This window comes from Actinoplanes sp. KI2 (assembly GCF_025630775.1).
GTDB lineage: Bacteria > Actinomycetota > Actinomycetes > Mycobacteriales > Micromonosporaceae > Actinoplanes.
The window spans coordinates 253,706-274,638 of the sequence record NZ_JAOSZE010000002.1 but is presented as its reverse complement, the minus strand read 5'-3'; the positions used below and the strand labels follow the sequence as shown (position 1 = coordinate 274,638).

The window sequence follows — 20,933 nt, the reverse complement described above, 5'->3', positions numbered from 1 at the left end:
ATGAATCGGGACTTCACGGTGGTGCTGCGCGGCTACGACCGGACCGAGGTGGACCGGGCGCTCGGCCGCGCCGAGGCGGCCCTGACCAGCGGCTCGGAGAGCCGGCGGGCGGCGTCGCTCGCCGAGCTGGGGAAGGACTTCACGGTCGTGCTCCGCGGCTACGACCGCCAGCAGGTGCAGCAGGCCGTGGCGGTGCTGGCGACCGCCCTTCGGGAGCCGGCGGACCAGGCTTAGGCCGGCTCACTCGACCGGCATTCCGGGGCCGATCGTCGCCCGGATCTCGGTGGGGTCGTCCACGCTTCCGCAGTGCTCGCAGACGGTCTGCTGGCTGATCCCGGAGCCGCAGGTGGCGTGCCGGTAGACGATCGGCGGCTCGCCGTCGGTGGCCCACTCGTCGCCCCACTCGGTGAGGGCGACCAGGGTGGGCGCCAGCGCCTGTCCTTTCCGGGTGAGCCGGTATTCGTACAGCGCGGGCTGTTCGCCGTAGCGGTGCGGCTCCATCAGGCCCGCCGCGACGAAGCCGTCGAGGCGCGACTTCAGGATGTTGGTGGCGATACCGAGGCTGCGCTGGAACTCGTTGTAGCGGGTCGAGCCGCCGAACACCGCGTCGCGCAGGATCAGCAGGCTCCAGCGTTCGCCGACCAGTTCGAGCGCGCGGGCGATCGAGCACACCTGGGAGTCATAGGTCTTCCCCAACATGCGTCTCAGCCTAGCTCGGGGCTTGCGTCATGAAAGTGCCTCCTCTACCGTGACTTGCATGACGCAAGCTACTACGCCCCGACTGGGCAGCCTCCTGCTCGGCACCAACCGGCCCGCCGAGCTGAGCGAGTGGTATCGGCGGGTGCTCGCGCCCGGCCAGGCCGGCGACGGGCCGATCGACCTGGGCGGGTTTCTGCTGGTGATCCAGCCGCGCGACGACATCGCCCCGAAGAACGACCAGCCCGGCCGGGTGATCCTCAACTTCCACGTGGACGACTTCGCCGCGGTCGAGGCCCGGCTGCGGGCGGCCGGGGTGGAGTGGATCGCGCCGGCCGAGGAGCGCGCGTCCGGCTGGTTCGCGACCTTCGCCGATCCGGACGGCAACTACCTGCAGATCATCCAGTTCCACCCCGCCGCCTAGACCGGGAGGGGCTCGGCGGCCTCCTGCCGGGCGGGAGCGGGGCGGGTGGAGAGCCAGCAGCCCGCCACGACCAGGGCGAAGCCGGCGACCGTGCTCCAGCTCAGCGGCTCGTTCAGCAGGAGGACGCCGAGCAGCACGGCGACCACCGGGTTCACGTAGGTGACCAGCCCGGCGCGGTTGGAGCCGGCCAGGGCGACCAGGCGGTAGAAGGCCAGCAGCGCCACCGCGGTGCAGAAGACGCCCAGCGCGGCCAGGGCCAGCCAGGCGTCCGCGGGGACCGGCCCGGCCGGCCAGGTGTGGATCGCGAACGGGGTCAGCACGAGCGCGGTGATCACGGTGGTGCCGCCGGCCAGGGTCTCCGGCGGGATGTCGGCCGCCCGGCGCTGGACGAAGATCGTGGCGACGCCGTAGCTGACCGCGGCCAGCAGGACCATGCCGGCGCCCAGCAGGCCCAGGCGGTCGCCGGAGACGTCCAGGCCGACCAGCACCGCGACGCCGGCGAAGCCGAGGACCAGGCCCGCGACGCGGCCCCGGGTCAGCGGCTCGGCCCGGGACATCAGCAGGGCGATCACGACGGGCTCGACCGCGATCAGCAGGCCGGTCAGCGAGGACGTGATGTGCACCTCGCCGTACGTGATGAGCAGGAACGGGCCGATGATGTGCACCGCCGCGAGGATCGCGACCGTCCCGAACCGCGCGCGGAGGGCGCCCAGGCTGCCGCGGGCGGCGGCCACCGGCAGCAGCACCAGGGCGGCGATCAGGCCGCGGCCGGCCACGACGAAGACGGGGGAGAGGTCGTCGATCGCGATCTTGATGAGGAAGTACGGGATCCCCCACAGGACCGAGACGAGCAGGAACAGCAGCCAGGCGCGTCGGTTCACAGGTCGACGATCGCGCTCTACGGTGGTAAGCGGTAGTGGTGACTTCGTTATGCCGTGTTAAGGAGCGCTGATGATCGACGTACGCCGGCTTGCGGTCTTGCGGGAGGTCGCGCGGCACGGCAGCTTCAATCGGGCGGCCGCGGCCCTGCGCCTGACGCCCTCGGCCGTCTCGCAGCAGATCAGTGCGCTCGAGCGCGGGCTCGGTGTGGCGGTGGTGCGGCGCAGCACGCGCGGCGTCGAGCTGACCGGCGCGGGACGGGTGCTGGCCGAGGCGAGCGACGCGATCACCGCCGAGCTGGCCAACGCCGAGGAGGAGATCGCCCGGCTCGCCACCGGCCGGACCGAGCGGCTGACCGTGGCCACCTTCACCAGCGGCGGGCAGCGGCTGTTGCCGGCGGCGCTGCTGCGGTTCACCGGCGAGCACCCGGGCGTCGAGCTGACCGTGCTGGAGGTCGAGCCGGAGGACAGCCTGCCGCTGGTGCGCTCGGGCGCGGCGGACCTGGCCCTGGCGTACCACTTCGACGGTCCGCCGCCGATCCGCCGCGGTGACCGTTCCGGGCTGACCTGGACGCCGCTGCTCGACGATCCGATGTGGATCGTGCTGCCGGCCGGGCACCGGCTGGCCGGCCGCGAGTCGGTGGTCCTGGCCGACCTGGCCGGTGAGCGCTGGGTGCACGGCTGCCTGGCGATCGTCGACCTGCTCGACCACTACTCGGCGATGGCCGGGTTCGAGGTGCGGACGGCGTGCCGGGGCACCGACTACGTCTTCGCGCAGTCGCTGGTGCGGGCCGGGGTCGGGGTCAGCATGATCCCGCAGGTGGCGCTGACCGCCGACCAGGGCGGGCTGGCCACCGTGCCGCTGGCGCCACCCTGCCCGTCCCGCTTCGTCGGCATCGTCACCGCCGCGCGCCGCACCCGGCCGCTTGCGGCGGCGTTGTCGACGGCGCTGCACGAGACGGTGGCGGGTCTGCCGCTGCCGACCGGGTAGCCGATCCGTATTGCTGCCCGCCGGGCGCCGTCAACCACGCGAACAGCCGATCCGTATTGCTGCCCGCCGGGCGCCGTCAACCACGCGAACAGCCGATCCCGTCCGGATAGCCGAACGCCGATGGTGTGCCGATGACGTTCGTCCGCCCGAAGGCAGCCGTCCTCGGCCTCGCCGTCCTGTCCCTCCTGCTCGCCGGCTGCGGCCCCACCGACCAGCCCACGCGACCCGTCGTCGACTCCGTGACCACCACGCCGGCGGCCGACGCCACCACCGAGGCCACGCCGGCGACCGAGTCGACCGGAGCGCCCGCCAAGACCGCGGCCGCAATACCGAAAGCGACGCCGACCACCCACAAGCCGAGCCCGAAGCCGACCACCCACAAGCCGAGCCCGAAGCCGAGCCCCAAGCCGACGACGAAACCGCCGTCCGGGCAGATGGGCGTGCACCCCGGCGCGTTCTGTTCGCCGGAAGGAGCGATCGGCTACACCAGCAAGGGCACCAGGATGCGCTGCACCCTCAAGGCCGGTGAGGACCGGGCCCGGTGGCGGGCCGCCTGATCCGCCGCCGCCGTCGCTCACCACCGGACCAGGACGCGCTCGATGCCGCCGACGATCAGCCCTTCGCGGCGGGGCAGGTCCTGCGGCCGCACCGCCAGGTCGAGAGTCGGGATCCTGGTCAGCAGGACGGTCAGGGCGGTCTGCAGCTCGGTGCGGGCCAGTGCCTGACCCAGGCACGAGTGCGGGCCGGCGCCGAAGGCGAGGTGCGGGTTCGGCGTACGGGTGAGGTCCATCCCGTCGGCGCCGGCGAACGCGGACTCGTCCCGGTTGGCCGCCGCCAGGCTGTTGATGACCGTGGTTCCGGCGGGTAGTTCCTCGCCGCCGACCGTGACCGCCTCGGACAGGTAGCGGGGCATGCCGAAGCCGGGGTTGGCGTCGAACCGCAGGACCTCCTCCACCGCGGGGCGTACGAGTGCGGGGTCGGCGAGCAGACGTTCCCACCGGGTGCGGTCGGCCAGCAGCATCGCGACCATCTTGCCGATCATGTTGGCGGTGGTCTCGTGCCCGGCGACGAGCAGGCCCTGGGCGGTGCCGATCAGCTCGACCTGGGTGAGCCGGGCGTCCTCGCCGTCGGTGACGCCGATCAGATCGCTGATCAGGTCCTGGCCGGGCTGGGCGCGCTTGCGCTCGATGTGCGCCCAGATGTACTGGCCGAATTCCCGCTGGGCGGCGTCGATCTCGGCCTGGGTGTAGCGGGTCATGCTCAGCATGGTGTCCGACCAGTAGCCGAACCGGTCGCGGTCGCCGTCCGGGATGCCGAGCAGGTCGCAGATGACCCACACCGGCAGCGGGAAGGCGAACGACGACACGAGGTCGGCGGGTGCGCCCTGGGCTTGCATCGCGTCGAGCAACTGCTCTGCCATGGCGGCGATCCGTGGTCGCATCGCGGCCATCCGCTTGGCGGTGAAGTAGCCGCCGACCAGCCGCCGCCAGCGGAGATGGCCCTCGCCGGAGTTCCGGGCGGAGGTTTGCGCGGCGCCGAACACCCCGCCGGACTCGTTCTCGGTGACCCGGGCGGCGTCGCCGGCGTCGAGCTGCCGGGTGAACCGCGGGTCGGAGAGCACCTGCTTGACGTCGGCGTAGCGGGTCAGCAGCAGAGCCTGGTCGCCGCTGGCGAGCCGGACGGGCGCGACCGGGCACCGACCGCGCAGCTCGGCCCACTCCGGGGGCGGTTCCAGCGCACTGGGCTGGGGAAACGGGTACGGGGACAGTTCCATGGGTGCTCCGTTCCGCAGGAGGGGCCGCGGTACCTCGACGGCATGACCGTCCTCATTGCACCGTTCGCCGGGCCCACGCCCAGGTTAGGACGATCCGCTCAACAACGTGAGACCGTCGGCGGACCGGGGCGCGATGTGGTTGCGGCGCGACCTCGGCCCGCGGTTGCGGCTGTGGCGGCTCCGCTGAGGAGCCGGAACGGGACGGCGGAACGGACACGAACGGGCGACCGATGACGGGGGAAAGTCCGCCGGACGCCATATTTTTATGCGATCGGAGGTGCTCTGGCGTGCCAAGGTGTCGGCATCGTCTTGGGACGTGAGCACTGTCCGATGCGAGGTGATCTTGTCTGTCGTCCTCTTCGAGCTGCATGACACCACGGCCGTACGGTGGCGTCGCGAGCTGATCGGGTCCGGCGCGTCGCCCGGCCGGCACTGGGCCACCAAGGTCAGCTACTACCGGGCCGTCGAGTCGCTGCTGGACCGGGGCGCGGGTCTGTCCTGGCAGGACGTCGTCGCCGAGGTGCGGCCGCGCGGCTCGCGCACGACGTTCTTCGCCGTCGCCGCGGCGCTCGATCATGCGCCGCCCGCGTGCGCGATCGAGGATCTCGTGGTGATCCTGGACGGTCGGGTCTCGGCGGCCGAGGCCGACGGACTCCTGCGCGAGGCGATCCGGTTGCGGCAGCTCGGCGGGTACGGCGTGGCCGGCGTCCTGCATCGCCTGCGTCCCCACATACGCCCGCAGTTGCCGGTGGCGGCCGGTAACTGCGGGTTGGCCCGGGCCATCGGCGAGCTGACCCGGGACGGCCGGGCCACCGACGACGTACGCCGGCAGGCCGTCGAGATCATGCAGGATGCGATCGATCAGCTCGAGCTCCGCGGGGTCCCGGAATGGGTGGCCGATGCGGCCTGACGAAGACCGGGAACCGGAGACTGCCGGGCGGCTCGGCGGCCGGCTGCAGACCCTGCTCGGCGCCGGGCGCGACCTGGCCGGACTTTTCACGCTGCACGACGACGCCATGCGCCGGCTCCCGGCCGACCACCCGGTGGCGCTCGAGATCGAATATGCCCTGGAGTCCCGCCGCGACCGGGACCGGGCGCCGTCGGCCTCGGTGCCGATGTGGACCGATCTGCTCGCCCGGGCCGAGGCGTCGGCCGGCCCCGACGCGGCGGTCACGATCGCGATCCGGGACGGGCAGCTGCGCAGCCGGCGGGCCCGCGGCCGCCCGGAGGATCTCGACGCGCTGGTCGACGCCTACCGCGTGGAGCAGCGACGACGGCCCGGCGGTGCGCGGGCCGCGCTGGCCTGGGCTCTTCGCGATCGGGCGTGGTTCGCCCGGTTCCGGGGACCGGACGCGCATCGGGAAGCGCCCGGAGAGGGTGCGCTCATCGCCGCCGAGGTGCGCGACCAGCCCGATCCGGTGGCGGCCCGGACGGCGCGCCGGATCGAGGCCGAGGTCCTGCTGGCGCAGTCCGCCGTGGCGGAGACGCGGCCGGCGGGTGCGGCGGCCGGACGGGCGCTGGCGATCGCCGAGGAGCTGCTCCGGGGTGCCGGCGAGGACGACGTCGACGACCAGTTGCCCCCGGCCCAGGTACTGCTCGCCGAGGGCCTCCGGCAGGCCGGCCGATGCGCCGAGGCCCGCCGGGTCGCCCGGCTGGCGTACGCGCTGCATTCCGATCTTCCGGTCTTCGACCCGGCCCGGCCGTTGCTCGTGCAGGCGCGCGCCGAGCGGGGCGCGGACGGCTACGACACCGCGTGCGCGGCCCTGCACGTGCGCCGGGCGACGTTCCCGCCCGACAGCCACTACGTCGCCGAGGCCCGCGGGCTGGTGGCGGAGCTGCGCCCGTGACCTCCCGCTGGGTGCCCGGCAGCCTGCTCGGCGGCCTGACCGAGACGACCGTCCAGGATCTGCTCAAGGTGGCCCGCCGGCATTCGGCCAAGTCTGGCGAGAAGGTGCTCAGCGAGGGGGAGCCGGGCGGGCACGTCGAGATCATCCTGCGCGGCTTCTGCAAGGTCTCGGTCACCACCCCCGGCGGCTATCAGGCGCTGCTGGCCATCCGCGGGCCCGGTGACCTGGTCGGCGAGCTGGCCGAGTTCAGCGGGCAGGCGCGCTCGGCCACCGTGACCGCGTCCGGGCCGGTCGAGCTGGCCGCCGTGCCGCACGCGCCGTTCCAGCATTTCCTGCGCACCCACGCCGACGTCGCCGAGCAGGTCACCCGCATGGTGGGGGACCGGCTGGCGTGGGCCAACCGGCGGCGGACCGACAACGGCGCCTATCCCGCCGAGGCGCGCCTGGCCCGGCTGCTGGCCGAGCTGGCCGGGGTGTGCGGGGTGCCGGAGGCGGACGGCGTACGGCTGGTGGTGCCGTTGAGCCAGGGCGAGCTGGCCGGTCTGATCGGCGCGCAGGCGCCCACCGTCCAGAAGGGACTTCAGGAGTTGCGGAGGCAGGGGATCGTGACCACCGGATACCGCCGGATCGTGATCAACGACGTGGCGGCGCTGACCCGATGGGAGGCGTGACGATCGCCGACCCGATCGTCCTGGGATGCTGGGCCAGGGCCGCTGACGGGGCCGTCAGCTACCTCGATGGACGAAGGCCGCCCACGACGTCCTCGATCGCGAAGTGTCCGGCGTCGTCCCGGGCGGCGTGCCAGGGCGCCGCCGACAATGGCCCGGTGGGTACCAGCACCAGCCGCGCCGCCCGGTCGAGCTCCCACCCGGCCAGCCGTGCAGGTCCGGCACGGCGGCGTAGCGGTCGATGCCGACCACCAGCGCGTACGTCTGATTCATGCGGACTTCTTCCCCGCTTTGTCGTCGGAGGTGGCCGGATAAGGGTGATCGACAGCGTCGCACGAAGCTTTGCTGCTGGACAAGAATCGCGTTTGTTCCGCAATTTCTGCCCGATCGGCGGAACGGGCGATTCCGCGAATTCCGGCGCCCTCGCGGAATGCGCCCATTGAGCTGCAAGTTTGCCGCCAGGACGGCCGTGAGCTGGTCCGGAATGATTAGTACGTTCGGCCGACATGCCTCGTCGATCGTCCGAAAGGGACGCGTCGCATCGGCCGAGGACTGGTAGGTCAACGGTTGTCGTCGATCCGTTTAGCTGAATGATCGAGGCCAATTCTGCACTGGTGCCGCTCGCGATTCCGGGGTTACGCTTCCGGCCAGCCATTAATGATCAGATGGGGAGCCGGCGGCTATGGAGAACGAGTTCCGGCGGCGGCGCCGGGTCGAGCTTGGACTCGATTCCCGGAGCGCGTCCACCGGCCGGTCCCGGTCGGTCCCGGGTGCGGCCCAGCGTCAACTGCGCAAGCGGCGGCACAGCGGGATCTTCGAGGCCGTGCACCGGCTCGACGCGTCCCTCGACCCGGCCACCCGGGCCGAGCTCGCCGAGTGGATCCGCGGGCAGTACGAGAGCGAGTTCGGCCAGATCCCGCTGGGCATGGTCGCGCTCTGCCACCTCGGGCCGCCCTACGTCGACCACCGGCTCGACCTCTGGCAGTCCATCGTCGAGCACTACACCCCGGCCGATCCCGTGCCGGAGCCGTTCAACCAGGCCCGGATGCTCGTGCGCACCGGTGCGTACGACTTCGTCGAGGTCTATGCCAGCGGAGAACTCAGGCCGGTCCTCAAGGACGGCTCCGTCGTCGCCTGAAAGGTCAGCAGAAGCAGATGGCTGATTACGACAGCGCATTGAACAACAAGGTCGACCGGGTCCTCACCAAGGTCGACACGCTGGACGTGGGTGTCCGGCAGGTCAGTGCCCAGGTCGCACACGTCGGCCAGCGCACCGAGGAGACGATGACCCAGCTGGCCGACCTGGCCCGCGAGATCGCCGCGTTCCGGCTGGAGAACGAGCGGGCCGGCAACGTGCAGCGGGCCACCACCGAGATCGTCGGGGTCGAGCAGAAGCTGCAGAACCAGTACGGCCACTACAACGTCGTACGCCGGGTGGCGCTCGGCATCCTCGAGGGGTTCGACCGGGGGCTCATCTCGGACAGCCAGGTGCGCGGGGTCAGCGAGCAACTGGTGATGGAGACCCCCGGCTACTGGCTCGCGCCGGTGCTGGTCGCCATGCGCGCCTGGTGGTCCGACGACCCGGCGACCTGCGAGCGGGCGATCGCCGACGCGACCAGGCGCTCGCCCCGGCACACCGCCCTGTTCCTGGCGCTGCTGCTGCGCCGTCAGGGCCGGGGCGACAGCTCGCTGCGCTGGCTGCGGCACTACCTGGCCGCGCTCGACCCGGCGTCGCTCGGCCGCGAGTTCGCGATGGTGCTGGAGTGCGTGTCGCAAGGGGCGTTCGGCCCGGCCGGCGTCCACATGATCGCCGAGCGGCTGGACATCTGGCGGGAGCACCTGCTCAACGACGAGAGCGCCCAGGCGGCCCAGGTCGCCCGCTGGCGGCAGGAGCTGGAGCGCTATGTCGGCCCGTCGTCGGCGGCCCGCTTCCCCCGGCTGGCCGAGGTGTCGCCGCAGTGGCCACTGATGGACGCCGGGCTCGGCCGGGCCGCCGCGCACGACCGGCTGATCGCCACGTACTCCGCCATGGCGAACGAGGAGATCACCGCGCCGGACCGGCTGGAGGATCTGGTCGACGACATCCTCGACAGCCTGGTCCGCGGCTACGACGACGAGGAGCTGCCGCTGCGCCGCCAGCACGCCGAGTTCGCGGCCATCGTGGAGCACAACGGCGACCGGGCCGCGGCGCAGCGGGCGCTCGAGACGGACCTGCTGGCCCTCGACAAGACCCTCGACTACCTGACCATCCAGTCCGAGGCCGCGCTCAACCCCGGCAAGCTCGGGGTCAGCCGGGCCACCCAGCGCACCGCCGTCTCGTCCTGCCACGACTGGTTCTCCCGGGCCCACGCGGCGTACAGCGCGGAGTATCGCGCCGCGCTGCCGCAGAACGTCGAGGCGGTCTTCGAGGGCAGCCACAACGCGGCCGGCCGGGTGTTCCAGCTGCCCCGGTGGGCCGGTTCGTTCACCCGCCCGATGGAGCACCTCGAGGCGGACCTCAACCAGCACTGGAACCGGGCCGCGCAGCCGTTCATCGACGGACTCGCCTACAAATGGGGTGCCAACCTGATCGGCCCGATCGCGGTCGCCGTGGTCGGCACGATCTGCGGCGCCAACACGTCGCCCGTCCTCATCATCTTCGCGCTGATCGCGGCCGGCATCTGGGGCGGCGTGCTCTACGCCCAGTCCCAGAAAGCGGCCCAGGTCCAGCAGGAGGCGCGCACCTTCCTGGAGAAGGCCAAGCAGGACTCGATCCAGCAGCTCCGGGCGGCCGGCGCCGAGGTGATCGACTGGACCACCGCCTTCCAGCAGGCCGATCGGCAGGAATCCGCGGTGCGGGCGCTGATCGCCGACCTCGCGACCGCGGGGAGCAATGCCACGCCGTACGAGCGACGCGTCGTCGGCGGCGGCGCGCAGAGGGGAGCCTGAGATGACCGGACCGGTTCCGAACGCGCCCATGGCGGACGACGATGTCCCGTGGGCCCGGCGCAAGGCCGCCGAGCCGGCCACCGCCCGCAACCGCCGGCCGGTGCCGGACCTGCCGGCCTGGGACCCGCTGCCGCCGGGTGAGGTTTTCGTACGCCGGCACGCGCGGGACTGACCATGTGGGGTTCCGGAGGGGCGTACCGGGAATGGGCCGGTTTCCTCGAGCGCTGGGCGGCCGGTGAGGCCGCCGACCCGGCGACGCTGCCCCCGCTGACGCCGGCCGACTTCGCCGGTGACAGCTGGGCCCGGCTGACCGACCGGATCACCGGCGCGCTCGACCGGCGGCTGGTCGCCTGGGGCGAGACGCTGACCCGGGAGCTGGGCGGCGCCCGCGACGAGTTCGCGGCCGCCCGCGCCCTCAACCACGCGCGCTGGGGGCTGCCGCCGATCCGCGCACTGGCCGGGGCGCCGGCGCTGCCGGACGACCTCCGAGAGCGGCTGATCGGCCTGGTCGACAACCAGATCACGGCGGCGCAGCGGCAGCTCGACGAGTCGGTACAGCGGCTGCGCCGCGATGGCGTGCCGCGCGGCGCGATCGAGGCCCGGTTGCGCACCATCCGCGACAACCCGCTCACCGCGGTCACCGCCGGACCGCACACCACCGGAGCCGGCTGGGACGCCGGTCCGGTCGACCGCCCGCGCCGCCGCGTGCTCCTCGAACGACCGGAGACCACGACATGACCAACTACGCCGAATCCCTCCGGGACCTGGACAGCTACATCTCGGCCCGGGTGCCGGTGATCGGGGTGCGCAGCATCGAGCAGATCCGGGCGCTGCGGCTGGTGAAGGAGGCCGCCTCCGGCCGGGCCGGCCTCCCGTTCTGGATCTACACCCGGGCCACCGGGCTGCGCGACCTGCGCACCAACGCGCCGGCCCAGGACGACCGGTCGCTCACCGGCGCGATGGACTTCGCCGCGCAACAGTTCACCAGCCGGGCCCAGGCCACGGTCGTCCTGGTCGACCCGGAGGACCTGAGCGACGACAACACGGCCAGCCGGCACGTCGCCGAACTGGCCCGGCTGGCCGACGCCAACTCGGGCAGCCTGATCCTCGTCACCGACACACCACTGTGGAGCGGCCTGGAACGGCTCGGCATGAGCGTCACGCTCGACCTCCCGGACGCCGACGAGATGTACGAGGTGATCGTCGACTTCCTCCGCGACCACCACGGCGTCGTCCCGATCGCGTGGCAGGACTCCGATGCCCGCCGCGCGGCCGAGTTCCTGGTCGGCGTTCCGGAGGGTACGGCGATCAACGTGCTGGCCACGCTCGTCGCCCGCGGCTCGGTCGAGAAGGCGGACGTCGAACGGCTGGCCGAGTTCAAGGACAAGCACTTCGGGTCGCTCTCCGGCCTCGAACGGGTCAAGCTCCAGGCGTCCGACACCACCGTCGGCGGCCTCACCAGCCTGCGCGCGTGGCTGCAGCGCAAGCGCGCGATCATGGTGTCCGACCTGCGCGGCACCGAACTGCGCCCGCCCCGCGGGGTGCTGCTGGTCGGCGTGCCCGGCTGCGGCAAGTCGCTGTCGGCCAAGGCCATCTCGGCCGAGTGGCGGCTCCCGCTCTATCGCCTCGACCTGGGCGCGATCATGGGGCAATACGTCGGCCAGTCGGAGAACCGGCTGCGCGAGGCCCTCGACACGGCCGACCGGGTGGCGCCGTGCGTGCTCTGGATCGACGAGATCGAGAAAGGACTGGCCGGGCAGAACGACAGCACCGGGGTGAGCCGGCGACTGGTCGGGCAGTTCCTGTTCTGGCTGCAGGAGTCGCGGCACCGGGTGTTCGTCGTGGCGACCAGCAACGACGTGCGGGCGCTGCCGCCCGAGCTGCTGCGCAAGGGTCGGTTCGACGAGCTGTTCTTCGTCGACCTGCCCGAGGCCGGGGACCGTCAGGAGATCATCGACATGTACTACCGGCGTTACGTGCGCCGGCAACCGCCGCCGGAGCTGGTCGACAAGCTGGTCGGCCTGTCCGAGGGGTTCGCCGGTTCGGACATCGAGTCGGCGCTGCACGAGGTGGGGGAGCAGCTCTTCCTGCACGGCCCGGACTCGTTGCGGCCGGAGTTCGTGCTCGACACGTTCGCCAACACGTTTCCGCTCAGCCGCACCAACCCCGAGCAGATCGAGGAGATCCGGGCGTGGGGCCGGGACCGGGCGGTGCCGGCCGGCAAGCCGGTGGCCGCGTCGGCCCCCGGCGGCGCGAGCCGCAGCCGTCGTGTCGTGGTGTTCGGGGATTGAGCCCGATGACCGACCGCGAGCCACCCGCCGGATTGTGGAATCTCGGCTCCCTCACCTCCGCAGCGCCGGCCCCGCCGTCGGGCGCGTCCCCGCCGCCGGGCGTTTCGCCGCCGCCGGCCGCGTCCCCGCCGCCGGGCGTTTCGCCGCCGCCGGCCGCGTCCCCGCCGCCGGGCGTTTCGCCGCCGCCGGCCGCGTCCCCGCCGCCGGCCGCGTCCTCGCCGCCGGGCGTTTCGCCGCCGCCGGCCGTGTCCCCGGCACCGGCCGTGGCTGCGCCTGCTGGGCCGACGCCACCGGAAGCAACGGTGACGCGGGTGACGTCGAGCGGCGCGCCGCTGTCCTGGCAGATCGCCCGGCCGGCGCCCGGCCGCTCGCTGTCCGGGGGCGGGCTGATCGCGGTCGCCGCCGTCGTGCTGCTGCTGATCGTCGGCGTCGTCGTGGCCGTGGTCGCGAACGGGAAGTCGCCGGGGACGGGCGCGTCGTCGGCCGACCCGGTCGCGGTCACGACCACCGATCCGGCCACCGACCCCGCCGACGAGCCGGCCACCGACCCGGTCGACGAGTCGACCACCGATCCCGCCGATGAGCCGACCACCGATCCCACCGGCGAGTCGACCGTCGACCCGATCGCGCAGCTGGAAACCTACTACGCCCAGGATCGGTCGTCGGTCTCGTTCGACGGCCAATACGCCGCCCAGATCGCCTCGAAGTATCCGGGCATCACCGACTCGCTGCAGACCACCGACTCGGGCTCGCACACGTTCCAGGCGGCCGACATCCTGGCCGAGTTCGAGCGGCTGCGCGACTCCCACGGCAGCACCGACCACCCCGTGGTGCTGCTGAAGAGCACCGACTACGGCAAGCACCAGATCAAGGACGGCCATTTCCTCTGGGTGACGTTCGCGCTCGGCGACTTCCCCTCTGCGCAGTCCGTTGTGGACTGGTGCAACGCCCAGTTCGGCGACCTGACCGCCGACGAGCTGGCCGACCAGTGCGCGGTCCGCCGACTGGAACCCTGATGCCGGCCGAGGAGACGCCACCCTGGGCGCTGCCCAGACCCACCGGCGAGCCGGTGACCCCACGCCGCCGGCTCGCCCACCCGAACCCCGCGGCCGAGACCGGCCGCCGCCCGCCACCGGCCGGAGCTCCGCCGCAGGCCGGAGCCCCGCCGCCGGCCGGAGCCCTGCCGCCGGCCGGACCAACCCCGCCGCCGGCCGGACCGACCCCGCCGGGCGCCCGCTCGCCGGCCGGCGCGGCCCCGGACAACCGCGTTGGCCTGATCGCCGGCCCGGTCCGGTCCGCTCGGGAGCCGCTTCCGGGCCGCGCCGAGCCCGGCCTGGTCGCGGTCGCCGTCACGGCCGTGCTCACCCTGGCCGGCACGATCGGCCACCTGCTCAGCGACCGCGCGCACCCCGTCGTGCTCCTGGCCGGCGTGGCGATGCCGCTCGCCTTCCTGGCCGCCGCAGTCCTTCTCGACCGGTGGGATCGGCGCGCCGCCGCGACCGTCCACCACTTCACGCTGCGCGCGAACGACGCGACCACCCGGCCCTACCGGCTGCACGGCTCTCTTCCGGCGGGCGCCCTCACCTCCGGCGACCTCGTACGGCTCACACCGGGCCGCGGCAACGCCGTACGCGCGATCGAGGTTCTTGCCGCCCTCGACGGCCCGGTGGTACGCCGCCTGACCGGACGCCCCGCGGTCCCGCCCGCACAGCTCGTCAGCCTGCTCCTGGCAACCGCCCTGCTCGCCACCGCCGCCGCGATCCTCCTCGGCCGAATCTGACCGGCCGGACGCTGTCGATGACACGCGAACTTGCCATGCTCGAGGCGCGGCGGACGAAGCCCGTGGAGCTTCCGTTCGCTCCGAACGCCCCTCCTTCATGATCGCGACATGGCGGGCGAACGGTGAAGAGTGTCTTTGCGTAGCGAGCTGGTGCGCAGCGACTGTGTTCGGGTGGACACGAACTCTCATGTCGGGGTCCTGCTGTCCGATTGGTGGCCGATGCATAGGTGACGGTCAAGGGAGACGCATATGCGACGGCTCAACTCGATCAGCGCGAGGATCGTTGCATTGACGATCTTCAGTCTACTGATCACGGGTGTCGTCGGCCTGGTCGGCTGGTCTTCGATGAAGGACCTGCACGGCCGTCTCAACCACATGGGGCTCGTCCGTACGGTCCTGGCCAACCAGGGCGAGATCGACGGTGCCAACTACGCGATCCAGTACGACCTGCAGGCGGCGAGCACGGCAGCGGCGGACGACCGTCAGGAGCTGCTGGACGACCTGTCCGAGCGCGAGGATCAGATGCGTACGCTCACCGCGGAAAACCGGGAGCTGCTGGCCGATGCGGGCGCCGGCGCCCAGGTGGAGCAGGCCTTCGAGGCGGTCGCCGCCCCGCTGGACGCGTACCTGCAGGCCGCCAAGGCGGTGGCCGACCTGATCACCAGCGGTGGCTCCCCGGACGCCGTGGCCGAGAAGATCTCCGCGGTCGCCGACGCGCAGGACGCCTATGACCCGCGCTTCGACGAGGTCACCGAGGCGGTCAGCGGCTTCGCCGACACGGTGATGAACCAGGCCGGCAAGAACACCTCGCGGGCCCAGCGGCAGCTGTTGTTCCTCCTGGTGGTCGGGGTGATCTGCGTCCCCGCGGCCGGCCTGTTCGTCCGGTACGTCGTGCGCCGGACCCTGCGGAAGGGCACGAAGATCCTGACCGTCCTGGAGGCCGCGGCCACCGGCGATCTGACCCCGGAGATCACCGTGCGCGGGGACGACGAGATGGGCCGGATGGGCGCCGCGGTCGACCACTTCCTGACGAGCCTGCGCGACAGCGTCTCCAGCATCAGCGCCAAGGCCGATGCGGTGGCGTCCGCGTCCAGCCAACTGCTGACCGTGAGCGAGCAGATGAGCCAGGGCGCCCTCGACACCTCCGAGCAGGCCTTGGCCGTCTCCGCGGCCGCCGAGCAGGTCTCGTCCAACGTCTCGACGGCCGCCACCGGCAGCGCGCAGATGGGCTCCTCGATCAACGAGATCGCCCGGGCGGCCGGCGAAGGGGCCCAGATCGCCTCCACCGCCGTCGAGGTGGCCGGCCAGACCCACCGGACGGTCACCAGGCTCGGCGAGTCCTCGGCTCAGATCGGCGAGGTCGTCAAGCTGATCAACTCGATCGCCGAGCAGACGAACCTGCTCGCGCTCAATGCGACCATCGAGGCCGCTCGCGCCGGAGAAGCCGGCAAGGGCTTCGCCGTCGTGGCCGGCGAGGTGAAGGAGCTCGCCCAGGAGACGGCGAAGGCCACCGACGACATCACCACGCTCATCAACACCATCCAGGACGGCATGGCCGACGCCATGACCAGCATCGGCAAGATCACCACGGTCATCGGCCAGATCAGTGAGAACCAGAACGCCGTCGCCGCCGCCGTCGAGCAGCAGACCACCACGTCGGAGGAGATCCGCCGCAGCGTCAACGAGGCCGCCACCAGCTCGACCGAGATCTCCGGTCGGGTCACCCGCGTCGCGCAGTCGAGCGAGCTCACCAGCACCGGCTCCAAGGAGACCTATCGAGCCGCCGCCGATCTGGCCCAGCTCGCCGCCGACCTGCGCGGCCTGGTCGGCGGGTACCGGATGTAGGTACCGCTACCGGCCGCGCAGCTGAGCCAGCACCAGAGGGTCGATCGCGCCGGCCACCAGGCGTTCCTCCAGGTTCTCGACGCCGGCCCAGTCGGCGAGGGCCGCGTCCAGGTCCGGCCGGGTGTGGCCGGCCTCGGCGAGCAGCGTCCGGACCTCGTCGGCGAGCGGTCCGGTGAGCGGCAGCAGCGTCGCCGGGTCCGGTCGTTCGAAGTACAGCGTGTGCAGGTCCAGCAGGCGGGTCAGTTCGGCGACCGGGTCCAGGTGGTCGTCGACCCGCAGGTCGACCCAGACGTCGCTGGTTCCGCCGTACCCCATGCCCTCGGCCACCACCAGCAGCGCCGCGCTCTGCCGTCCCCGGCGGTCGCCGCCGGCGAGATCGCCGGCGCGCAGCGCCGCGAGCAGCCGGTACGCCAGGCGTGCCTCGGCCGCCGACGCCTGCCACGCCACCTGCATCGCGTCCACCACCTGCGGACCGGCCAGCATGTTGCCCTGCACCGCGTAGCCGTCGCCGGCCGTGCCGCCCGCCCACGGGTGGCACTCGCCGCCGGTGAACGTGGCGCCCGCGCCGTCCGAACCGACCACGCCGACCTGGCGCTGGGCGACCGGGCCGGCGTCCCCGGCGGTCAGCGCCCGCACGGTGCCGGCGGCGCTCACCCCGGTGCGCAGCAGCGTAAGGGCCTGCGGGCGATAGGCGAGATTCGCGTACGACTGAGTGGCTACCGCGCCGACCCCGGCCTGTGCGGCCGGCACGGCGGCGCCGGCCCCGAGGAACTTACTGGCCACCGCGACACCGTGGGCGAGGCCGTCGGCGGAGCGGGCGACGATGGAGAAGGTCATGGCGCATTCTGTAACACCGGGGGAACATGCGGGGAGCAGACTGAGGCCCGTCCGGCCTATGTGTACCGGCGGTGGCCGGGCATATGCTCCGGCTCTGGAGACGTGATTCCGGTCGCGCCCGCCGCCGCCCTCGGCGGGCCGACGCTGGACTGTACGCCCCTGGCGCCCGGTCCGAAGTGCTGCGGGCGCGTCCTGTTGTTGCCGCGACCGGTCCGCCCGCAGCACCACACCACCGGGCCGCCGCCGGACCATCGCTATGGTTTCCGGGCGCGGATGCGCTCGACCGTGCCGGCCTTGAGCCGCTCGGTCTCGACGATCTCAAAACCTTGCGCCTGTACGAGTGGCAGCTGCCGCCGGGTGAAGTGCTCCCCGGCGGTCCGGATGGTGACCTGCTCGGCCAGCCGCTGGGCGACCCGCAGCGGGCCGAAGCTGCTCCGGATGTGGTCGGCCAGCAGCAGCGTGCCGCCCGGCACCAGCACCCGCTTCATCTCGCCGATCGCCCGGGCCGGGTCGGTGATCGTGCACAGCGACAGCACGCACACCACCGTGTCGAACGAGCCGTCCTCGAACGGCAGCCGGTGCGCGTCGCCCTCGCGCAGGTCGGCGGCCCGGCCGAGCTCGGCGGCCCGGGTGCGGGCGACGGCCAGCATCTCGGTGCTCAGCTCGATCCCGGTGATCGTGGTGCCGGGGCGGTAGAAGGGCAGGTTGCGGCCGGTGCCGATGGCGACCTCGAGCACCCGGCCCTGCGCCCGTGCGCACACCCACTCCCGGGCGCCGACGAACCAGTGCCGCTCGAGGAACGCGATCTGCCTGTCGTACCGGGGCGCGGCTTCGTCCCACACCCGCTTCTGCCGATCGGTGGCCATGGCCCGACGCTACCGAGGGGCGGCAATTCCGGCCCTCCGCGACGGTCCGGCGATTAGCATGGCGGGAGAGTGCGCCGAGCCGCCGGCCGGTCTCGCCGTTCTCCTTCCCCCCGCTGTCCCGGTCCGGGCGTGGCAACTCGCAGCTTTGGGTGGTGGGGGATGATCACCAACAGTCACACCGTTCCGCTGTCCGCGCCCGACGTCGGAGACCTGGAGCAGGAGTACGTCCTGGCGGCCATGCGGTCGGGCTGGGTGGCCCCGGTCGGCCCGGACCTCGACCTGTTCGAGCGGGAGATGGCCGAACGGGTGGGCGTCCCGCACGCGGTCGGGGTCAGCTCGGGCACCGCCGCGCTGCATCTGGCCCTGCTGGGCATCGGCGCCCGCCGCGGCGATGTCGTCGTCGTGCCGACGCTCACCTTCGCCGCCACCGCGAACGCCGTCGTCTACACCGGTGCTACGCCGATCTTCGCGGACTGTGACGTGACGACCGGCAACCTCGACCCCTTCGTGCTGGCCGGCCTGCTCGCCGAGTTGAGCGCCGAGGGCGCGTCCGTGGGTGGGGTGATGACCGTCGACCTGTTCGGGAGTTGTGCCGACTACAAGCAGATCGTCCCGTTGTGCGAGCAGTACGGCGTTCCGCTCATCGAGGACGCCACCGAGGCGCTCGGCGCCCTGCACCGGGGCCGGGCGGCCGGCTCCTTCGGCCAGGCGGCGGCGTTGTCCTTCAACGGCAACAAGATCATGACAACGTCCGGCGGCGGCATGCTGCTCACCGCCGACGCCGACCTGGCACACCGGGCGCGTCACCTGGCCAGCCAGGCGCGGCTGCCGGCGGAGCACTACGAGCACGCCGAGATCGGCTACAACTACCGGCTGAGCAATCTGCTGGCCGCGCTGGGCCGGGCCCAGCTGCGCCGCCTGGACGAGATGATCGAACGCCGGCGGGCCGTGCACGAAGGCTATGCCAAGGTCTTCGCCGACATCGACGGCGTGCGCCTGCTGGGCGGCGAGGACCCGATGGCGAACTGCTGGCTCACCAGCATCATCGTCGATCCGGAGCGAACCGGCTGGCAGGCCCGTGAGCTGGCCGCCCACCTGGCGGAGAGGAACGTGGAGACGCGACCGGTCTTCAAGCCGATGCACCTGCAGCCGGTCTTCGCGGGCGCCCGGACCGCCCTGACCGGCGCCGCGGAGCACCTGTTCGGGCACGGCCTCATCCTGCCCAGCGGCTCCTCCCTCCGGGACAACCAGGTCCGCCGGGTTCTCGACGACGTCACGGAGTTCCTCGACGGTCACCGGTGACATGCCACCGGTGACATACCGCCGGCGAGGTGGCATGGCTGGAGGGCCGCCGCCGGCGAGTGGCTGAGCCTACGGCCGGAGGGCCGCGCGCTGCGCCGGGGTGAGGCGGTCGAGGTCGAGGCAGGCGGCGACCCGCTCGCGGGGCCAGCCGAGCGCGGTCGCCAGCTCGCCGGCGGTCAGCGGCCGAGCCGCGTACATCAGCGCGGCGAGCACGGTCAGCGGGTCGTCGGTGCCGGTCATCTGATCGCTCAGCCAGCCGAAGAACTGGCCCATCTTGCGCAGCCGCCGCCCGGCGGGCGCGGTACCTGCACACGAACTGCCGGCTGCACCCCCGCCTGGCCTGACGGCGGAAGAGAACGGCTACCAGCTCCCGTCGTCGTTCGTCGCGCCCAGCCGAGCAGCACCTGGGTGAACCCGTTTCCGTCGCTGTCGTCGGTGTACGCCACGGCCAGCTCGCCCCACGCCGACTCGGCCGGCGGCAACTGGTCCTGCCGGCCGGTGGTGGTCTGGGTGAGCGTCTGCGCCGGCAGCCGCCCGGTGAGCGTCCCGTCCGGCTCGAGCCCCTGCGCCCACCCGTCGAGGCCGCCGACCGTCGAGCCGGCCGCCACGTTCGCCCGGTCGTCGATCCCGATCGAGGGCGCCGCGCCGCCGGCCGCGACCTGCACGTCGGCGTGCCGGGCGGTCCCGGCCACAGCACCACGCTGTCCGCGGCCGGCTCGCCCGAGGCGACGCCGAGCTGGAACGGGAAGGGCGTGGCGGCGGGCCGCCCGGGCCGGCAGGGCGAGGGAACCGGCGGCGGCCAGCCCGCCGAGGATGAACGTGCGTCGATGCAGCATCGTCATGCCGGTCACGTTCCGGGCGGTGGGTGACTCCGCGGCCAAGGGATCGAAATCTACGAATGAAGTGGCCCGGGCTCCCCGGCGAACGACCGATGTCGTCCTAAGGTGAACGGCATGGGTCACCGCATCCTGATCACCGGCGCCCGGCGGGGCATCGGCGCTGCTCTCGCGGTCGGCCTCGCCCGGCCCGGCCACACCCTGCTGCTGCACCACCTGGCGGCCGCCGCCGAGGCCGAGACCGTCGCCCGCCTCTGCCGCGACCTGGGTGCCACGGCCGAGCTGCTGGAGGCCGACCTCGCCGACCCGGCCGCCGTGCACGCCCTGGCCGACCGGTCCGGCCCGGTCGACGTCCTGGTCAACAACGCCGCGCGGGCGTCGAACGTCGACTTCGGCGTCCTCCCGCTCGACGAATGGCAGTCGACGTTCGCCGTCAACGTCACCGCCCCCATGCTGCTCGCGCAGTCGCTGAGCGCCGGCATGGCGGCACGCGGCTGGGGCCGCATCGTCAACGTCGTCTCGCCCACCGTCCGGATGGGCGGCCCCTCCGGCCCGGCATACGTCGCCAGCAAGGCCGCGCTGATCGGCCTCACCCGGTCCCTCGCGCGGTCGCTGGGCCCGTCCGGCATCACGGTCAACGCCCTCTCACCGGGCGCGATCCGCACCGAGGGCGAGGCGGAGCTGGCGGCCGGCCGCGACGCCGAGACCCACGCCCCGCTGGTCGCCACGCAGGCGATCCCGCGCCCGCTGGTCCCCGAGGACCTCGTCGCCACCATCCGCCTGCTGATCTCCGACGGCGCCGGCGCCCTGACCGGCCAGGTGATCGAGGTCGGCGGCGGGCTCATCTTCCGCTAGCTGCTTCGCTTACGCCGCTTTGACCGTACGGGCCCGGAAAGGTCCCCTGGCACACAAGGCGACCTGGGCGTCCGGTCCGAGCCGTTGCGCCACCGCCGGGCAGAGCTGCATGGTT

Annotated in this window: 24 protein-coding genes; 17 read left to right on the top strand and 7 right to left on the bottom strand. The window is 72.7% G+C overall.

The window, feature by feature from the left end:
* Window positions 1-234 (top strand): DivIVA domain-containing protein, encoded by a 234-nt coding sequence (locus tag ODJ79_RS03030; protein ID WP_263021737.1) that lies wholly within the window; start codon window positions 1-3, stop codon window positions 232-234.
* Window positions 235-240: 6 nt separating this feature from the next.
* On the opposite strand, the gene ODJ79_RS03025 is transcribed toward ODJ79_RS03030, so the two are convergent.
* The gene (locus ODJ79_RS03025; RefSeq protein ID WP_263021736.1) at window positions 241-699 is read right to left on the bottom strand and encodes a winged helix-turn-helix transcriptional regulator; all 459 of its coding nucleotides are present in this window, start codon (window positions 697-699) and stop codon (window positions 241-243) included.
* Between the two features lie 58 nt (window positions 700-757).
* Here ODJ79_RS03025 and ODJ79_RS03020 point away from each other — a divergent pair, with 58 nt between their 5' ends.
* Window positions 758-1,120, top strand: a complete 363-nt coding sequence (locus ODJ79_RS03020; protein WP_263021735.1) for a VOC family protein — start codon at window positions 758-760, stop codon at window positions 1,118-1,120.
* Here the strand turns inward: ODJ79_RS03020 and ODJ79_RS03015 are convergent.
* Window positions 1,117-2,001: a DMT family transporter gene (locus tag ODJ79_RS03015; RefSeq protein ID WP_263021734.1), complete on the bottom strand. Its 885-nt coding sequence runs from the start codon at window positions 1,999-2,001 to the stop codon at window positions 1,117-1,119. The genes ODJ79_RS03020 and ODJ79_RS03015 overlap by 4 nt on opposite strands.
* A 70-nt stretch (window positions 2,002-2,071) precedes the next feature.
* On the opposite strand from ODJ79_RS03015, the gene ODJ79_RS03010 reads away from it, so the two are divergent.
* A complete protein-coding gene (locus ODJ79_RS03010) occupies window positions 2,072-2,989 on the top strand; it encodes a LysR family transcriptional regulator (protein ID WP_263021733.1) in 918 nt (305 codons plus the stop codon).
* Between the two features lie 131 nt (window positions 2,990-3,120).
* Entirely contained in the window at window positions 3,121-3,546 is a 426-nt protein-coding gene (locus tag ODJ79_RS03005; RefSeq protein WP_263021732.1) for a hypothetical protein, read from the top strand.
* A 17-nt stretch (window positions 3,547-3,563) separates the two neighbouring features.
* Here the strand turns inward: ODJ79_RS03005 and ODJ79_RS03000 are convergent, their stop codons facing one another.
* Window positions 3,564-4,763, bottom strand: a complete 1,200-nt coding sequence (locus tag ODJ79_RS03000; RefSeq protein ID WP_263021731.1) for a cytochrome P450 — start codon at window positions 4,761-4,763, stop codon at window positions 3,564-3,566.
* Between the two features lie 316 nt (window positions 4,764-5,079).
* Between ODJ79_RS03000 and ODJ79_RS02995 the strand changes: the two genes are divergently transcribed.
* From ODJ79_RS02995 to ODJ79_RS02945, 11 genes are all read left to right on the top strand, one after another.
* Window positions 5,080-5,673 (top strand): hypothetical protein, encoded by a 594-nt coding sequence (locus ODJ79_RS02995; protein ID WP_263021730.1) that lies wholly within the window; start codon window positions 5,080-5,082, stop codon window positions 5,671-5,673.
* On the top strand, window positions 5,663-6,610 hold the full coding sequence (locus ODJ79_RS02990; protein ID WP_263021729.1) for a hypothetical protein: 948 nt from the start codon (window positions 5,663-5,665) through the stop codon (window positions 6,608-6,610). The genes ODJ79_RS02995 and ODJ79_RS02990 overlap by 11 nt, the downstream gene beginning before the upstream one ends.
* Window positions 6,607-7,281 carry a Crp/Fnr family transcriptional regulator gene (locus tag ODJ79_RS02985; protein ID WP_263021728.1) on the top strand — a complete coding sequence of 225 codons (675 nt, stop codon included), beginning with the start codon at window positions 6,607-6,609 and terminating at the stop codon, window positions 7,279-7,281. Before ODJ79_RS02990 ends, ODJ79_RS02985 begins: the two co-directional genes overlap by 4 nt.
* Before the next feature lie 679 nt (window positions 7,282-7,960).
* The gene (locus tag ODJ79_RS02980) at window positions 7,961-8,416 is read left to right on the top strand and encodes a hypothetical protein (protein ID WP_263021727.1); all 456 of its coding nucleotides are present in this window, start codon (window positions 7,961-7,963) and stop codon (window positions 8,414-8,416) included.
* 17 nt (window positions 8,417-8,433) lie between these two features.
* Window positions 8,434-10,206 carry a hypothetical protein gene (locus tag ODJ79_RS02975; protein WP_263021726.1) on the top strand — a complete coding sequence of 591 codons (1,773 nt, stop codon included), beginning with the start codon at window positions 8,434-8,436 and terminating at the stop codon, window positions 10,204-10,206.
* A gap of 1 nt (window position 10,207) precedes the next feature.
* Entirely contained in the window at window positions 10,208-10,378 is a 171-nt protein-coding gene (locus ODJ79_RS02970) for a hypothetical protein (RefSeq protein ID WP_263021725.1), read from the top strand.
* A 2-nt stretch (window positions 10,379-10,380) separates the two neighbouring features.
* Window positions 10,381-10,944, top strand: coding sequence for a hypothetical protein (locus tag ODJ79_RS02965; RefSeq protein ID WP_263021724.1), 564 nt, complete (start codon window positions 10,381-10,383; stop codon window positions 10,942-10,944).
* Complete coding sequence (locus ODJ79_RS02960; RefSeq protein WP_263021723.1) at window positions 10,941-12,497, top strand: AAA family ATPase; 1,557 nt, start codon at window positions 10,941-10,943, stop codon at window positions 12,495-12,497. The genes ODJ79_RS02965 and ODJ79_RS02960 overlap by 4 nt, the downstream gene beginning before the upstream one ends.
* A 302-nt stretch (window positions 12,498-12,799) precedes the next feature.
* Window positions 12,800-13,513: a hypothetical protein gene (locus tag ODJ79_RS02955; protein WP_263021722.1), complete on the top strand. Its 714-nt coding sequence runs from the start codon at window positions 12,800-12,802 to the stop codon at window positions 13,511-13,513.
* Entirely contained in the window at window positions 13,513-14,277 is a 765-nt protein-coding gene (locus ODJ79_RS02950) for a hypothetical protein (RefSeq protein ID WP_263021721.1), read from the top strand. The genes ODJ79_RS02955 and ODJ79_RS02950 overlap by 1 nt, the downstream gene beginning before the upstream one ends.
* A gap of 249 nt (window positions 14,278-14,526) precedes the next feature.
* Window positions 14,527-16,122 (top strand): methyl-accepting chemotaxis protein, encoded by a 1,596-nt coding sequence (locus tag ODJ79_RS02945; protein WP_263021720.1) that lies wholly within the window; start codon window positions 14,527-14,529, stop codon window positions 16,120-16,122.
* Window positions 16,123-16,128: 6 nt separating this feature from the next.
* On the opposite strand, the gene ODJ79_RS02940 is transcribed toward ODJ79_RS02945, so the two are convergent.
* The gene (locus tag ODJ79_RS02940) at window positions 16,129-16,959 is read right to left on the bottom strand and encodes a DUF1028 domain-containing protein (RefSeq protein ID WP_263021719.1); all 831 of its coding nucleotides are present in this window, start codon (window positions 16,957-16,959) and stop codon (window positions 16,129-16,131) included.
* A gap of 254 nt (window positions 16,960-17,213) precedes the next feature.
* Window positions 17,214-17,825 carry a class I SAM-dependent methyltransferase gene (locus tag ODJ79_RS02935; RefSeq protein ID WP_263021718.1) on the bottom strand — a complete coding sequence of 204 codons (612 nt, stop codon included), beginning with the start codon at window positions 17,823-17,825 and terminating at the stop codon, window positions 17,214-17,216.
* Between the two features lie 159 nt (window positions 17,826-17,984).
* Here ODJ79_RS02935 and ODJ79_RS02930 point away from each other — a divergent pair, with 159 nt between their 5' ends.
* A complete protein-coding gene (locus ODJ79_RS02930) occupies window positions 17,985-19,127 on the top strand; it encodes a DegT/DnrJ/EryC1/StrS family aminotransferase (RefSeq protein WP_263021717.1) in 1,143 nt (380 codons plus the stop codon).
* Window positions 19,128-19,196: 69 nt separating this feature from the next.
* Here ODJ79_RS02930 and ODJ79_RS02925 read toward each other — a convergent pair whose 3' ends face one another.
* Entirely contained in the window at window positions 19,197-19,400 is a 204-nt protein-coding gene (locus ODJ79_RS02925) for a hypothetical protein (protein WP_263021716.1), read from the bottom strand.
* The gene (locus ODJ79_RS02920) at window positions 19,376-19,969 is read right to left on the bottom strand and encodes a hypothetical protein (RefSeq protein WP_263021715.1); all 594 of its coding nucleotides are present in this window, start codon (window positions 19,967-19,969) and stop codon (window positions 19,376-19,378) included. The genes ODJ79_RS02925 and ODJ79_RS02920 overlap by 25 nt, the downstream gene beginning before the upstream one ends.
* A 111-nt stretch (window positions 19,970-20,080) precedes the next feature.
* Between ODJ79_RS02920 and ODJ79_RS02915 the strand changes: the two genes are divergently transcribed.
* Window positions 20,081-20,818 carry an SDR family NAD(P)-dependent oxidoreductase gene (locus tag ODJ79_RS02915; RefSeq protein WP_263021714.1) on the top strand — a complete coding sequence of 246 codons (738 nt, stop codon included), beginning with the start codon at window positions 20,081-20,083 and terminating at the stop codon, window positions 20,816-20,818.
* Window positions 20,819-20,933: the final 115 nt, after the last annotated feature.